Below are 13,575 nucleotides of genomic sequence, written 5' to 3'. Positions count from 1 at the left end.
TAGGTCGCTTCCGAGACCCCGATCTCCCGACAGACGTCCTTCACCTTCCGGCCGCCTTCGACCTGCTTCAGCGTCTGAACAATCTGGCTTTCCGTAAACCGACTCTTGCGCATCTCGGCCTCCTTTGGCTCTAGTGTGCCCGGAGACCTCCAGTTTTCAATGGAGCGAATTTACGGGAAGGCGACACCCACACCGGGGTTATACAGCTGTTTAAACAATGTCCATACATCATGCGGATATCGCTATGGCCGAGACACGACTGAAAATCAAGCGCCGAGGCAACAACCTGGGTGTTCGCCTTCCCGCGTCCATCGCACGCGCCGCACACCTGGAGGCCGACCAATCCGTCAGCGTATCGGTCGAGGGCAACCAGATCGTGATCCGCCCGGAAACCGCTCCATCCATGAGCCTGGAGGAGCGGCTGGAAGGATTCGCCCCGGATGTACACAGCGGCGAGGCCATGTGCACGGACGCGATCGGAAATGAACGATGGTGAAACGCGCAACACCCAGGGATTGGGTACCCAAGCGCCGGGACGTGATCTGGATAGACTGCAATCCCCAGGCGCGGCGGGAGATGCAAGATGTTCACCCCTTCCTTGTTCTATCGCCCGCTAGCTTCAAGCGCCGTACCTCCCTGGTTCGGGGCTCCCCATGACCACCGCCGACTATAACGCCACCAACCCCTTCGCCGTGGTGGCAGGCACCACGCCGGACGCACGAACAAGCTACATCCTGTGCCACCAGGTGAAGTCCTTCGACTGGCGACAACGCAACGCAAGCCCCCACCCACCCGGCCGGCCAGGTGCCGGTGCCGGTGCCGGCCTACCAGGAAGCCTGCGCCGTCCTCAACCAAATCCTCGAACTCTGCCCCGACCCGGCCTGACGCACGCTCGCCACGCGTGCCGACCGGCTCTACCTGCGGATTGCGCAGACCCTCTACCAGCCCCGATACCGTAGATCCCGGCTCTGCGTTGCGCTCCGGCCGGGATGACAACTAAGACCGGATCACCGAAGCCAGCCCAGTCCGTCTCGTAGGGTGCGTTGAGCCCCGCGAAACGCACCAACAACGGCGGGAGTCACCCCTTCTACCAGACCTGCCATATGGCACGCCGCCACACCCAATCGTCATCCCGGAAACCGCAACGCGGTTATCCGGGATCCCCCCGCTCGCCATAACCCAGCCCTCCGGCAACAATGACCAGACGGATCCCGGCTCTCCGCTGCGCTCCGGCCGGGATGACAAGGGAGAGCAGGCCCCCGGCGCAGTGATACCAAGCGAGTCTGTCTCACCTGACAGGCTGCATCGTGGCCCGCAGAACGGGCCGCTCACTACGTGCTGGTCCGGCGTCGCGTGGTGCAATGCGTTCCGCTCAGCCTAGTCTCCCAATACGCAGGTGATGCCCCGACTCGAACCACCAGCCGCAAACGCAAAAAGGCCCCAACGGGGCCCGGTCACGCATAAAAAACGGGGCCCCTGGGGGCCCCGCAAAACAAGCTACAAACTTGTTGTTATACCGCTTGGTAGCAGTGGTTGTCCTTAGAAGGACACCCGCATGCCGCCACCAACGCCGGTGAACGACAGGCTGCCGGTATCAGCAATAACATCGCCTTCAGCGTCCAGGGTGGAGTTATCGGTGCTGTTGTAGCCAACGCCCGCAAATGCCATCACACGGTTGCTGAAGTTGTGCTTCACAGCAATCGCGGCGTAGTCAGTGTTGTTACCGCCATCAAGGTTGGTGTGACCCAGGTTCAGCACGAAATCGTTCCGGCCCATGGTGTAGGTTCCGGACAGGAAGTAGGTGTTGCCATCGGCTGCGGTGTCGCCAGCAGCATCTTCCCATTTGAAGTCGGTCACTTCACCGACCAGGCGGAACGGGCCCGACCGCCAGTCAGCACCGATCTTGGAAGCGCGGAAATCCTGGCCACCGATGGGGTGATCGACGTAGTCGTCAGCGTGGTTGTGAGCGACGTACAAGTCGACCGGACCCAGATCGAAGTTCAGGCGACCAGCGAACGCGGTGTTGCTGTCGTCACCATTATCGACAAAAGCCGCGACGTTCAGGCTGACCATGCCGAAGCTGTTGCTGTACGCAAGGCCGTTGTCGAGGTAGGAACCTTCACCGAGACCACCCAGCGGCGGCAAGCGGCCACCTTGGGTACGGGCCTGCATGAAGGTCGCGTTCAGCGGGTCCTTGCCGGCGGTGACGTACGGGGAAGCCATACGACCGGCGAGGACGCGACCGAAGTTGCCGTCCAGGCCAACGTAGACGTCACGCGCGCTGGATTGGAAGCCGTCACCGGTCGTGACGTTCTGTTCGATCTTGGCCAGTGCCGTCAGGCCGTTGCCCAGGTCGTGGTTGATCATGACGCCGATACGGTTCGGATTGGCACCGTCGCCAAAGTTGCCAGCAGCGCCGCCGTCGTGAACACGGAAGCCGTCGTTGAAGAAACCACTGTCACCGGAGGCGCTGTGGTGGACGACCTGCGTCTGCAGCTGACCGAACAGGGTGACGTTGGTGTCGGCGGCGGCGAAGGCCGGGACTGCGAAGGCGCCGGCAACGGCGACGGCAAGAATCTGTTTTTTCATGGTGCGTATCTCCCAGGAGAGGTGTGTTGTTCGTTTCTTACGCCGCATCCACGGTCGATGCCGCGAATGACAGGTGTTTTATATACACCACGGTGTCTCTTTTCAACCCCTGGGCGGGAAAAAGTTGCCACAGTTGGGCGCTGAACGTGACGCAGGGTGGATTTCGGAAGATCAAACACTTGCGGGAACAGGCTACAGAAAGGTGCGAGATATCCAGCAACTTGCTGAATCGAGGGGATCATTAGGATCGACTTACCTGCCTGGAGGCGAGGGAACGGGTGGCTTGATCAGGTTTTTCTTATTTTTTCGGGATTTGCTTCGCACGGGGGGTTTGCAACGCTCGCAAGGCAGGTCAATGCGATGCAACGCCCGTTGTTTTTTTGCAACGAGGTCGTTTTCGGTTGACGACGAGGAGGGTGTGTTGTGGAAACGCGACATGTCCTTGGGCTGTTGAAGCGTGGCCGGGAGGCGACACGTTTGCGCTGATCATGCTTTGGCAGGGGCTTCGCGGCCGAGGCCGCTCCTACAGGGGGCATGGTGGGCGGTTGAAGCGCGGGGGCGCATCCGGAGATCCCGGCTCTTCGCTTCGCTGCGGCCGGGGGATGACGGGGGTTTGGACGGGCGGCCGGGATGTTGCGGCGTGGCGAATGGGCAGGATATTGGCGATGGAGCAATAACCGACACGGCTTGGGTAAAGCGGCGCACCTAAGGGTGGATGAGGTGGCGTGGTGCAGCATGACACGCCGCAGGAGTGGTGATGATGCGGTTCGCTGCGCTCAGGGCATCCGACGGGCACCCCACCCGTCACGGGTCCGCCGCGCGCCGTTGCACCCGATCGCGACGCGGGATGCTCCCAAACCGTCAGGTACTGCTCAGAAATACGGGAACCCCGGCACGGCGAGCGGCCGCGACCAGGGCCTGGTCCAGCGTGGCGAGGGTCGCGCTGTGCTGAAGCGCCAGGGCGAGATAGGAGGCGTCGTACGCGGAAAGGCCAAAACGTCTGGCCAATTGCAACGTATTGCCGAATACCGAATCGATGCCCCCTGGATCGACCGCCACCATTAGATCTTCCAGCAGTCTCAGGAAACGCGTCGTGTCGGCTTCGGTCACCAGGCCCTGACCTTCGGCACGGGCGACCACGTTGGCGACTTCCAACGGCCAGACGGCCGGCGCCAGCAAGCGGGTATCGCCCGACTCGATGGACCGCAGGACCGTAGCGGCAACTTCCTGGTCGGCCGGGCTGCCATCGGACAACAACCAACGCATCACGATGGAATTGTCGAGCACGAGCTCCATCAGTCACGACCCGACTCGACCAGGGCCTTGATATCCACGTCACCTCGACCCGGGGCGTCGGCCATAAGCTGCCGGAGGGTCTGCGCGGCCTGCACCCGTCTGGGAATATCGTCCTCCTCCAGTGGCACAAGCGCGGCGACGGGGCGTCCTCGCTGGGTGATGGTAAAGCGCCCGCCCGCCTGGACCTTGCGAAGGAACCCGGAAAGCCTTGTCTTGGCATCGTGGGCACCGATTGTTTCGTGATGGGGCATGCTCGCACCTTATTGGACCGGTTGGTGGACTGGTTGATTTCAATATAGCATGTGAAAACGTGAGGCGTGGAGAAATCCCTGGCTGGGACTTCGGGCGGCCAGAACCGCTCTCACTTGAGTCTCTTGCGCAGTCGAACCGCAGGGGTGCATCGGGAGATCCCGACTCTTCGCTTCGCTCCGGCCGGGATGACGGTGTGCAGGAACCCTCTCTGGTTCTCTTCGAGCAACGCGCCTCGGCCACCCGCCGCCGTCATCCCGGAAACCGCGCAGCGGTTATCCGGGATCTCGCACGTTCGGGGAACCCCAATTCCTGGAGATCCCGGCTCTACGCTTCGCTACGGCCGGGATGACGGCGGCGGGGAAACACGGCCGGGGTGACGGGAGGGGGTAGCGGAGCGCGGGCGGGATGACCGGGTTGAATGGACCGCCGTGCGGAGAGGACTCGGCGCGCGGGCGGGATGACCGGGCGTGGTGGGGTATGGAGGTGTGCCAGGAGTCGATGAGGACGTGCCCCTGACGCCATGATGCGGTTCGCTGCGCTCAGCGCATCCTACGGGATACCACGGCCCCGCCATGCACAGGGTCCAGCGAGCGCTGCCGCACCCGACCCCGGCTCGGACTGCGGTTTAAAGCACTCGTAGGATGTGATGAGCGAAGCGAATCGCATCACCCCGGGCCGAACAACCTGGGTCGCCTTAATCGAGCCCGAAGGCGCGCAGGGCGAGGCGGCGCTTGAGGGGGGTGGCCTGGTCGACCAGGCGAATGCCGAGACCGCGCAGTTCGGGGAGGCCGGCGGCGTGGGTGCCGAAGACGAGGCGGAAGCCGTCCATGGCGCGCTGCATGAAGGCGTTCTCGCTGCGGCGGTCGCGGGTGTAGGCGCGCAGGACGGCCTCGGCACCCGGGTCGCGGCGGGCGGGGCCGTGCAGACACTCGACCAGGGCGCGGGCGTCGGCCAGCCCGAGGTTCAGGCCCTGCCCGGCCAGCGGGTGGATGGTGTGGGCGGCATCCCCGGCCAGGGCCACGCGGCCGGCGTGGTAATCGCGGGCGTGGCGGGCTACCAACGGGAAGCTGGCGCGTTTGGAGGTGGCGGTGATCGCGCCCAGGCGGTGGTCGATCACCGCCTCCAGCGCCTGGCAGAAGCCGGCGTCGTCCAGCGCCAGCGTGTCGTCGGCCTGGTGTTCGGGCTGGGACCAGACGATGGAGCTGCGTCCGTCCGCCAGCGGCAGGAACGCGATGATCTGGTCGTCGACGAAGCGCTGCCAGGCGGTGTCTTCGTGCGGGCGCTCGGTGGTCACGGTCGCGACCACGCCGCGGGCGTGATAGTCCTGCTCGCGCACCGGGATACCCATGCGGGTGCGCAGGGGCGATTGCGCGCCATCGGCCGCGACCACCAGACGGGCGGAGGCCAGCAGCGCATGTTGCGGGCCATAGACATCCACCCGATCCGGGCGGGTGTCGAGGCTTTTCCATTCCGTTTCCGGCCACAAGGCCACGCCGGCGGCCTCCAGCTCGGTCCACAGTACGGCCTCCAGGGCGGCGTGCTCCACGGTCCAGCCCAGCGCCGGTACGCCCAGCTCGTCGGCGTCGAAGCGGATATGCCCGGGGCCGTGGGCATCCCACACGGCCATGCCGGAGAAGGCATGGGCGCGGCGCGCCTCGAGGGCGTCCTGCACCCCCAGACGGGCCAGGAACTCCATGGAGGCGATGTTGAGCGTGGCGACGCGCGTCACCGGGGTCGCGTCGCTGAAGGTGGGCGCGGCAGCGCGCTCCAGCAGCCCGACGCGCAGGCCCTGGCGGGCCGCGCCCAGCGCGATGGCACCCCCAACCGCGCCGGCGCCCACCACCAGCAAGTCCAGCACGTCGCGGGAACCTGCCGCGCTCATGCCCCGCCCCCTGCGTCCGGCCGCGCGAGATGGCGCGCGGTATGGCGCGGCAGCGGGCCAAGGCCCATCGCCGCCTGTGCCAGGCGATCGCGCGCCGGACGCAGGCGGTCGACGGCCATCATCCCGCTGCCCAGCGCATGCCCGCGCAGACCTGCCGCGTGCAGCATGCCGCGGGCAAGGAAGTCGGTCGCCGCCACCACGCCGTTCACGTCACCGCGCCGGGCCCGGGCATAGGCGGCAAGGGTTGCGGGTGCGCCGGGGTCGGCGACAAAGCCAGGCGCCCCGCCCTGCCCGCGCCCCTCGCGCAGCGCCCCCAGCAGGGTCGCCACGTCGCGCAGGGCAAGATTCAGCCCCTGCCCGGCCACCGGGTGCACCGCATGCGCGGCATTGCCCAGCAGCAGCGCGCGGTCCGCGACCGGCTCCGGGGCATGCACCCGCTCCAGCGGGAAGCGCACCACGCGGCCCGCCGGGCGCAGCCGACCCAGGGTCCACCCGAAGCGGGCCTGCAGCTCGCGCAGGCGTTCGGCTTCGTCCAGTTCCAGGCGGCGCTCGCAGACCTCCGGCGGGGCCACCCAGACCACGTTCATCCGCCCATCCGCCTGCGGCAGCAGCGCCAGCGGGCCCTCGTCGGTGAAGCGCTCGAAGGCCTGGCCGTTGTGCGGCCGCGCGGGCTGCACGTCAAAAACCAGGGCATCCGCCGCATAGCGCAGGCGGTTCACCGGCAGGCCCAGGGCCTTGCGGGTCGGCGACTGGATGCCGTCGGCGGCCAGGATCAGGCGCGCCGCCCAGGTGCTCTCGCCTTCGGCGCCGTGGATGCGCAGTGCGCGCTGGCCGTCCGTCACCTCGCCCACGCCGGCCAGCGTCGAGTGGTGGCGCACGTCCACGCCGGCGTCACGGCAGGCCGCATCCAGCATCGGCTCCAGCGCGACGGCCGGAACCACCTGGCCGAGGGCGTGGCGGCCCTGATCGGCCGCGTTCAGGTGGACGCGCCCCAGGCCACCGCGGCGGCTGACGACAATGGAGCGGATCGCGGTCGCCCGTTCGGCCAGCGGCGCCCAGTAGCCCAGATCGTCCAGGAACTGCACGGAGCCAGCCGCCAGCGCATAGCCGCGGGTGTCGTGCGCATGCGCGTCCGGTGCGGGCGGCGCGCCCCGCTCGAACAGCGTGACCGCGTAGCCCGCCCGCGCCAGGGTGCAGGCGGCGAGGCCACCTACCGGCCCGCCACCGACGATGGCGATATCGGATCGTTGTTCGGTCATGTCAGCCAGATACCCCGTCGTTGCGAGGCCCCGCAGGGGCCGTGGCAACCTCTGGATGCCAGCACATTGGCGGGATCGGGTGGCAACGGAAGGCGATCGCCACGGCGCTGCGCGCCTCGCGATGACGGGAGTGGTGGGTTGGCGTCCATTTGTAGCGATGGCCATGCCGGCCCCAAAACACGCAGGCTCCTGATGGACCGTTGGCAAAATACCGCCGCGCAGGATGCGGATGAGCGGAGCGAATCGCATCACGGGGTGTGCGGCCCCACGGTGCGCGGTGCGTTTCGCAGAGCTCAACGCACCCTACGGTTATGGACACACCCAGGGGCGGGGTCCGCTCCCTATTCGCGGGCAGGCCCGCTCCCACAAGGGCTGTCGGGAGCGGCGCGGGCTGCGCGGTTGTGCGGGATGCGGTGTGGCGGGCGGGCATGGTCAGTTCCAGCCCGGGAGGTCGCCGGCCATGCAGGCCTCGATGTCGGCGACGGTCTTGGGGCAGTGCGCGGTCAGGACCGCGTGGCCGTCGCGGGTGACGGCCACGTCGTCCTCGATGCGTACGCCGATACCGCGCAGCTCCTTCGGTGCCTCGCTGTAGGGCCCGAAGTAGAGCCCGGGCTCCACGGTCATCACCATGCCCGGTTCCAGCTGGCGCCAGGCGTCGCCGACGCGATAGTCGCCGACGTCGTGCACGTCCAGCCCCAGCCAGTGGCCGGTGCGGTGCATGTAGAACGGGCGGTAGGCCTGGTCGCGGATCAGCTTGTCCAGGCGGCCCTTGAGCACGCCCAGCTCCTTGAGCCCGCGGGTCAACTCGCGTACGGCGGTTACATGCGGGGTGTCCCAGTCGTTGCCGGGCCGGACCTGCTCGATCGCGGCGAGCTGGGCGGCCAGCACGCACTCGTAGACCTCGCGCTGGCGCTCGCCGAAGCGCCCGGAGACCGGGAAGGTACGGGTGATATCCGAGGCGTACCCCTGCACCTCGCAGCCGGCGTCGATCAGCAGCAGGTCGCCGTCGTTCAGCGCGGCGCGGTTCTCGATGTAATGCAGGATGCAGCCGTTCTCGCCACCGCCAACGATGGAGGGGTACGCGGTCTCGGTCCCGTAGCGGTGGAATTCGTGCAGCAGTTCCGCCTCCACCGCGAACTCGGTCAGGCCCGGCCGGCAGGCCTGCATCGCGCGCACATGCGCCTGGGTAGAGATGGCCGCGGCGTGGCGCATTAGCTTCAGCTCCGGTGCCTTCTTGAACAGCCGCTGCTCGTGCAGGTGGTGCTCCACGGCAACGAACTCGTGCGGCGCGCGCACGCCGTTGCGGGCCTTGGCCCGGACCTGGTTGACCCAGCCGAACAGGCGCTGGTCCAGGGGCTCGTCGCGTCCGAACGGCGCGGCCAGCACTGCGCGGTTCTCCATCAGCCCCGGCAGGATCTCGTCGATGTCCTCGATCGGGAAGGCGCACTCGGCCCCATACGTCTCCATCGCGCCGTCCGGCCCCGCGCGCCGCCCTTGCCAGGTCTCCTGGGTGGGATCGCGGTCGCGGCAGAACAGGATGTACTCGCCCGCCGGGCGGCCCGGCACCAGCACCGCCACCGCATCCGCCTCGGGGAAGCCGGTCAGGTAGAGGAAGTCGCTGTCCTGACGGAAGGGATATTCGACGTCCCGGTTGCGGGTACGCTCGTGGGCGGCCGGGACGACGATGATCGAGTCCGGCCCGATCGCCCGCATCAACCGCTGGCGGCGCCGGGCAAACTCGCCCTGCGGGATCTCCGGCATCCGGCCCGGCCGGGGGGCTTGTCGCGTTCGCGTCATTGCATCGGGATCCGTTTCGGGTCGTCCGGGGCCAGCTCGTCGGCGATCAGCAGCACGCCCACGCGCACGTATTCGTTGAGTTCCTCGAAGGCCGCCGCGTTGTCCTCGTCATCGTCCGGTTCCAGTTCGATGCGAGCAATCTCGGCGAAGTCGCGCAGGATCTCGCTAGCCTCGGCCGAGGGCTTGAGCTTGGCCAGCCGCGGCGTCTGCCCCAGCCCGGCAATGAAGCCGTCCACCCACTCCGACAGGGCCTGGGCCTGCGCCTCGATGGCGTCGTCCTCCGGCAACAGCGGACCAAAGCCCAGCTCCACGTCGTAGAGCTGCGCCAGCAGCGCGCGGCGGATCGCCTCCACGGTCTTGTCGAAGCGCTCTCCTGCGCCTTCGGTCAGTGGCAGGGCCTCGCCCAGGCTGGCTTCCAGGGCATCCACGTCGGAACCCGGATCGGCTACCAGGCATCCGGTGAACAGCCCGTGGGCCGAGGCCGGCGTCTGCGCATAGCCCATGCTGCGCAGCCCGTGTTCGAGCTGCTCGCGCAGGGCCTCGGGGTCGCGCTCCAGACCGTCCAGGGACTTGGCGTTTCCGGTGCCCGGTGAATGCGTCATCAGAAGGACTCCAGCCGCGCTTCGTAGGGGAACAGCAGGAAGCGGTAGAGATCGTCCCCCACCTGCAGATGGGTGAACTGCGGCTCGCCCAGCTTGATCGCGCTGGAGCCGGTGGAGGACAGCATGTTGAGACCGAAGCGCTTGTCCTCGATCAAGGCGTTCAACAGCTGCTCCAGATCCGGACGCGGCACAGTGCCCGTATTGTCGACAATCCGGCACGGCTTTCCGTTATGGGCCGTACCCTCGATCACGGTGGCATCGGGGCCGGGTTCGGGTGGCTGGGTCATGGGCGACAACACTTAATGGCTAGGGGATTCCACGTATTGTGGCCAGCGCGGGTGCCAGGCCGCAACAAACCCCGGAATGCCTGGTGCACGAACGCGTACATTGACCGGCGTCTCCCTGTGAGTCACGCAAGTTGACGCTTCGCTCGAACGCCTCCTAGACTCCAGAGATTAATCGACTCGCGGTGAAAGCCGCACCTGCCACCCGGGGCCCAAGGCCATGCAGCCGAACGACGATTCAGCGATCGACCCGACCGAACGCCTGGAGGCCGCGATCGCACGCCTTCTGGAAGAGCATGCGGCCCTGCGCGAGGAGAACCACCTGCTGCAGGAGCAGATCCGTCAGCTCAAGGGCGAACGCGCGGCCTTCAAGGAACGCAACGAACAGGCGCGCCACCGGGTCGAGAACATGATCGCGCGCCTGCGCTCGATGGAGCACAGCGAATGAGCCAGTCCGAACCTGTCCGCGTCTCCATCATGGGCAAGGAGTACCAGATCGCCTGCCCACCGGAGGAACGCGCCGACCTGTTTGCCTCGGCGTCGCTGATCGACGAGCGCATGCGCGAGTTGCGCGATGGCGGGCGCATCGTGGGCGCCGAGCGCATCGCGGTGATGGTGGCGCTCAACCTGGCGCACGAGATGCTGGAGTGCCGGCAGCAGAAGGCCGGCGCGGACACCTCCGGAAGCTCGGAACGCCTGGTCGCCCTCGCCGACCGCATCGAGAAAAGCCTCGGCTCGTCGCGCTAGCGCGTTTGGCGGCGTCCCGCCGTCTTTCTTCCCTGCATTGCCAAGACCCCGGTACAGCCTGATGGCTGGCCCTGGTTCGTCCTCCGGTGTTTACGTGCCCTCGGTACGCCGCCTGCCACGCGCTGACTCGCCAGCGCGCCCCGAGGTACTTTCTTGCTTGCCCAAGAAAGTACCCAAAGAAGGGCACCCGGATTCCGCCCGGGAACCTTGCTCCAGGGCCCTCGGCCCGGCGGCGCTGAACTCGCTACGCTGCGCTTCGCTCAGACATCCAGCGCCTTCTTCCGGCCCGAGGACCCTTCCGCAAGGGGCTCCATACGGGAGGGGAACGTCAAAACAGCTGGTATTCCTGCCCCGTAGCACAACAACAGGCACAGCCGTTCGAACACCCTCGGCGCCCGCTCTGCGGGCGCGGCACGCCATGGCCAAAGGCCGAACGTGCCGAAGATGTTCGAAGACCTAGCCATCATCCACTGGCAAGAACGCTGGGATAGCCGTTGTTTGGACCTGCCTCCCCGTTGTCGTCGCGCCGAGTGGAGAGGCTTTTCGCGGGATTCAAGGCGCTGGATGTCTGAGCGGAGCCGCAGGCGCAGCGAGTTCAGCGCCGCCCGCGAAAAGCCTCGGAGCGAGGGAAACCCCGGCCCGCTGCGCGGGCCGGGGTCGCGGCAGTCGGGCGTGTTTCTTGGGTACTTCTTTGCACGAGCAAAGAAGTACCTCGCGGCGCGCTGGCGAGTCAGCGCCGGGCAGTATGCGGACCGAAGCCACCGTAAACACCCAACGACGAACCGGGACCAGCCTCTACTGGGCAAGAGGGCAGAAGACACCTCAAACGGCAGCAAGCGAGCCGCACGGCTTGGTGTGCGTTAGCGCTTGACGGTGGCGCGGAGGGCCAGGCGTACCAGGGTCTCCACCGAGTCCGCCTGGTCGCGTACGGCGGCGACCATCTTCTCGGCGCTGGCGCGTTGATAGCCCAACGACTCCAGCGCGGCCAGGGCCTCGGCTTCCATCGCGGCGGCGGGCGTCGTCGGTTCGCTGCCGCCCGCTCCCCCGGCGGGCGCGCCGACAAAGCCCATCTCGGCAAGGCGTTCGCCCAGTTCCAGCACGATGCGCTCGGCGGTACGCTTGCCGATACCCGGCACCTTGGCCAGGCCGGTGACATCGCCGCCGCTGATCAGGCCCGCCAGCTCGTCGCCGGCGTAGGTAGAAAGCATGGCAAGCGCCAGCTTCGCGCCGATGCCGTTCACACGGATCAGACGCCGGAACAGGTCGCGATCGCGCTTGTTCAGGAAGCCGAAGAGCTGGTGGGCATCCTCGCGCACGACCAGATGGGTGGCCAGCACGACGGTCTCGCCCGGCTCCGGCAGGGCCGCCAGCGTGGACAAAGGGACGTCAACCTCGTAGCCAACCCCGCCGGCGTCGATCACGACGCCATTGACCTCCCGGCTAATCAGCCGGCCTTCCAGCCGCGCGATCATGGACGGCCCCCGATCGAGCCGGAGGTGGCGGCCGCCAGGCGCGCCTCGTGCTGCTGGGTGTGAGCGTGGCAAAGCGCGACGGCCAGGGCGTCGGCGGCATCGCTGCTGGCCGGTTCGGCCAGGCGTAGAAGTTGCTGCATCATGTGCTGGACCTGTTCCTTGTCCGCCCCGCCGATGCCGACCACGGCCAGCTTGATCGCACGCGGGGCGTATTCGTGTACCGCAAGGCCGGCCTGGGTGGCGGCGCAGATGGCCGCGCCCCGGGCATGTCCCAGCTTGATCGCAGACTGGGCATTGCGCGCGACGAACACCGATTCGATGGCCAGCACGTCGGGCTTCAGTTCATCGATCACCTCGACCACGCCGGCGAAGATCTCGCCCAGGCGCTCGGGGAAACCCTTGGCCTTGGGCCGGATCACACCGTGCCCGCAGGAGCGGCCGCGGCTGCGATCATACTCGACGACCGCGAAGCCGGTGATCCGGGAACCGGGGTCGATCCCGAGGATGCGCACGCCGGTCACGCGGCGGCCGGATCAGTCACCGCTGACCTCGTCGGGAAAGTCGGCATTGGTGAAGACGTTCTGCACGTCATCCAGGTCGTCGAGCATGTCCAGCAGCTTGAGGATCGACTCGGCGGTCTCCGCATCCAGGGGCGCGAGCGTCTCCGGGCGCCAAGTGACCTCGGCATCCTCCGGCTGGAGTTCGCGTTCCGCCAGCGCGGCGCGGACGTCCTGATAGGTATCGGGTTCGGTGATGACCTCAATGGAACCGTCATCCTCGACCTGGACGTCTTCGGCCCCGCCCTCCAGCGCGGCCTCCATCACCACCTCTTCGTCCAGCCCGGGGGCGAAGCGGATCACCCCCTTGTTCTGGAAGAGATAGGCCACCGAACCGTCGGTACCCAGGTTGCCGCCCATCTTGGAGAAGGCGTGGCGCACCTCGGCGACCGTGCGGTTGCGATTGTCGGTCATGCAGTCGACCAGGATGGCCGCGCCGCCCGGACCGTAGCCCTCGTAGCGGATCTCCTCGACGTTATCGCCGTCGCTCTCACCCGCCCCGCGCTTGGCCGCGCGCTCGATGGTGTCGCGGGTCATGTTGGCGCCCAGCGCCTTGTCGATCGCCAGGCGCAGGCGCGGGTTGGTCTCCGGGTCCGAGCCGCCCTGGCGCGCAGCCACGGTGATCTCGCGGATCAGCTTGGTGAAGAGTTTGCCGCGCTTGGCGTCCTGGGCATTCTTGCGATGCTGGATGTTCGCCCACTTGCTGTGGCCTGCCATTCGGTCACGACTCCTTGAATTGGGTTCGGTTGCAGCGGCCCCGGGATTCCACCGAGCCGCAGGACCCGCACAGTCTAATCGCTGGCGCGGCGGTAATCACGGATGCCGGCGCAGCACTCAC

At 67.2% G+C, this 13,575-nt stretch carries 16 protein-coding genes and 1 pseudogene; 4 read left to right on the top strand and 13 right to left on the bottom strand.

Annotated features, from left to right (window positions below; all coding sequences use genetic code 11):
- Positions 1-113: transposase (locus tag D573_RS0111790; protein ID WP_018649543.1), on the bottom strand; the 113-nt coding region annotated here is incomplete at its 3' end.
- Between the two features lie 131 nt (positions 114-244).
- Between D573_RS0111790 and D573_RS0111785 the strand changes: the two genes are divergently transcribed.
- Together D573_RS0111785 and D573_RS14990 are read left to right on the top strand one after the other, a co-directional pair.
- Complete coding sequence (locus D573_RS0111785) at positions 245-496, top strand: AbrB/MazE/SpoVT family DNA-binding domain-containing protein (protein ID WP_018938732.1); 252 nt, start codon at positions 245-247, stop codon at positions 494-496.
- A pseudogene (locus D573_RS14990) lies at positions 490-885 on the top strand (type II toxin-antitoxin system PemK/MazF family toxin). Before D573_RS0111785 ends, D573_RS14990 begins: the two are co-directional and overlap by 7 nt.
- A gap of 654 nt (positions 886-1,539) precedes the next feature.
- On the opposite strand, the gene D573_RS0111780 reads toward D573_RS14990, so the two are convergent.
- The 8 genes from D573_RS0111780 to D573_RS0111745 form a co-directional block, all read right to left on the bottom strand.
- On the bottom strand, positions 1,540-2,589 hold the full coding sequence (locus D573_RS0111780) for a porin (protein WP_018938733.1): 1,050 nt from the start codon (positions 2,587-2,589) through the stop codon (positions 1,540-1,542).
- Between the two features lie 861 nt (positions 2,590-3,450).
- Positions 3,451-3,885 carry a type II toxin-antitoxin system VapC family toxin gene (locus D573_RS0111775; RefSeq protein ID WP_018938734.1) on the bottom strand — a complete coding sequence of 145 codons (435 nt, stop codon included), beginning with the start codon at positions 3,883-3,885 and terminating at the stop codon, positions 3,451-3,453.
- Entirely contained in the window at positions 3,885-4,136 is a 252-nt protein-coding gene (locus D573_RS0111770) for a type II toxin-antitoxin system Phd/YefM family antitoxin (protein ID WP_018938735.1), read from the bottom strand. Before D573_RS0111770 ends, D573_RS0111775 begins: the two co-directional genes overlap by 1 nt.
- 695 nt (positions 4,137-4,831) lie before the next feature.
- Positions 4,832-6,019, bottom strand: a complete 1,188-nt coding sequence (locus tag D573_RS0111765; RefSeq protein ID WP_018938736.1) for an FAD-dependent monooxygenase — start codon at positions 6,017-6,019, stop codon at positions 4,832-4,834.
- A complete protein-coding gene (locus D573_RS0111760; protein WP_018938737.1) occupies positions 6,016-7,278 on the bottom strand; it encodes an FAD-dependent monooxygenase in 1,263 nt (420 codons plus the stop codon). The genes D573_RS0111765 and D573_RS0111760 overlap by 4 nt, the downstream gene beginning before the upstream one ends.
- Before the next feature lie 432 nt (positions 7,279-7,710).
- On the bottom strand, positions 7,711-9,039 hold the full coding sequence (gene pepP / locus D573_RS0111755) for a Xaa-Pro aminopeptidase (protein ID WP_018938738.1): 1,329 nt from the start codon (positions 9,037-9,039) through the stop codon (positions 7,711-7,713).
- A 32-nt stretch (positions 9,040-9,071) separates the two neighbouring features.
- Complete coding sequence (locus D573_RS0111750; RefSeq protein ID WP_018938739.1) at positions 9,072-9,677, bottom strand: UPF0149 family protein; 606 nt, start codon at positions 9,675-9,677, stop codon at positions 9,072-9,074.
- On the bottom strand, positions 9,677-9,964 hold the full coding sequence (locus tag D573_RS0111745; protein WP_018938740.1) for a hypothetical protein: 288 nt from the start codon (positions 9,962-9,964) through the stop codon (positions 9,677-9,679). Before D573_RS0111745 ends, D573_RS0111750 begins: the two co-directional genes overlap by 1 nt.
- A 217-nt stretch (positions 9,965-10,181) precedes the next feature.
- On the opposite strand from D573_RS0111745, the gene D573_RS0111740 reads away from it, so the two are divergent.
- Both D573_RS0111740 and D573_RS0111735 read left to right on the top strand, forming a co-directional pair.
- Positions 10,182-10,409, top strand: a complete 228-nt coding sequence (locus D573_RS0111740) for a hypothetical protein (protein WP_018143884.1) — start codon at positions 10,182-10,184, stop codon at positions 10,407-10,409.
- Positions 10,406-10,708: a cell division protein ZapA gene (locus D573_RS0111735; RefSeq protein ID WP_018143885.1), complete on the top strand. Its 303-nt coding sequence runs from the start codon at positions 10,406-10,408 to the stop codon at positions 10,706-10,708. Before D573_RS0111740 ends, D573_RS0111735 begins: the two co-directional genes overlap by 4 nt.
- 260 nt (positions 10,709-10,968) lie before the next feature.
- Here D573_RS0111735 and D573_RS14845 read toward each other — a convergent pair whose 3' ends face one another.
- From D573_RS14845 to D573_RS0111720, 4 genes are all read right to left on the bottom strand, one after another.
- Positions 10,969-11,175: a hypothetical protein gene (locus D573_RS14845; RefSeq protein WP_155984862.1), complete on the bottom strand. Its 207-nt coding sequence runs from the start codon at positions 11,173-11,175 to the stop codon at positions 10,969-10,971.
- Positions 11,176-11,568: 393 nt separating this feature from the next.
- A complete protein-coding gene (gene ruvA, locus D573_RS0111730; RefSeq protein ID WP_018938741.1) occupies positions 11,569-12,180 on the bottom strand; it encodes a Holliday junction branch migration protein RuvA in 612 nt (203 codons plus the stop codon).
- Entirely contained in the window at positions 12,177-12,692 is a 516-nt protein-coding gene (ruvC, locus tag D573_RS0111725) for a crossover junction endodeoxyribonuclease RuvC (protein ID WP_026181986.1), read from the bottom strand. The genes ruvA and ruvC overlap by 4 nt, the downstream gene beginning before the upstream one ends.
- A 21-nt stretch (positions 12,693-12,713) precedes the next feature.
- A complete protein-coding gene (locus D573_RS0111720) occupies positions 12,714-13,454 on the bottom strand; it encodes a YebC/PmpR family DNA-binding transcriptional regulator (protein ID WP_018168501.1) in 741 nt (246 codons plus the stop codon).
- Positions 13,455-13,575: the final 121 nt, after the last annotated feature.

Source organism: Thioalkalivibrio sp. AKL9 (assembly GCF_000377825.1).
Lineage (GTDB): Bacteria > Pseudomonadota > Gammaproteobacteria > Ectothiorhodospirales > Ectothiorhodospiraceae > Thioalkalivibrio > Thioalkalivibrio versutus.
The sequence above is the reverse complement of the archived record's forward strand: the minus strand, read 5'-3'. Positions and strand labels throughout refer to the sequence as shown.

Excerpts from the sequence above, each read along its gene's own strand:
- D573_RS0111740 (WP_018143884.1), top strand. The coding sequence starts at position 10,182 with ATGCAGCCGAACGACGATTCAGCGATCGACCCGACCGAACGCCTGGAG.
- D573_RS0111775 (WP_018938734.1), bottom strand. The coding sequence starts at position 3,885 with ATGGAGCTCGTGCTCGACAATTCCATCGTGATGCGTTGGTTGTTGTCC.
- D573_RS0111720 (WP_018168501.1), bottom strand. The coding sequence starts at position 13,454 with ATGGCAGGCCACAGCAAGTGGGCGAACATCCAGCATCGCAAGAATGCC.
- D573_RS0111770 (WP_018938735.1), bottom strand. The coding sequence starts at position 4,136 with ATGCCCCATCACGAAACAATCGGTGCCCACGATGCCAAGACAAGGCTT.
- D573_RS0111745 (WP_018938740.1), bottom strand. The coding sequence starts at position 9,964 with ATGACCCAGCCACCCGAACCCGGCCCCGATGCCACCGTGATCGAGGGT.
- D573_RS0111735 (WP_018143885.1), top strand. The coding sequence starts at position 10,406 with ATGAGCCAGTCCGAACCTGTCCGCGTCTCCATCATGGGCAAGGAGTAC.
- pepP (WP_018938738.1), bottom strand. The coding sequence starts at position 9,039 with ATGCCGGAGATCCCGCAGGGCGAGTTTGCCCGGCGCCGCCAGCGGTTG.
- D573_RS0111750 (WP_018938739.1), bottom strand. The coding sequence starts at position 9,677 with ATGACGCATTCACCGGGCACCGGAAACGCCAAGTCCCTGGACGGTCTG.
- D573_RS14845 (WP_155984862.1), bottom strand. The coding sequence starts at position 11,175 with ATGATGGCTAGGTCTTCGAACATCTTCGGCACGTTCGGCCTTTGGCCA.
- ruvA (WP_018938741.1), bottom strand. The coding sequence starts at position 12,180 with ATGATCGCGCGGCTGGAAGGCCGGCTGATTAGCCGGGAGGTCAATGGC.
- D573_RS0111765 (WP_018938736.1), bottom strand. The coding sequence starts at position 6,019 with ATGAGCGCGGCAGGTTCCCGCGACGTGCTGGACTTGCTGGTGGTGGGC.
- D573_RS0111785 (WP_018938732.1), top strand. The coding sequence starts at position 245 with ATGGCCGAGACACGACTGAAAATCAAGCGCCGAGGCAACAACCTGGGT.
- D573_RS0111780 (WP_018938733.1), bottom strand. The coding sequence starts at position 2,589 with ATGAAAAAACAGATTCTTGCCGTCGCCGTTGCCGGCGCCTTCGCAGTC.
- D573_RS0111760 (WP_018938737.1), bottom strand. The coding sequence starts at position 7,278 with ATGACCGAACAACGATCCGATATCGCCATCGTCGGTGGCGGGCCGGTA.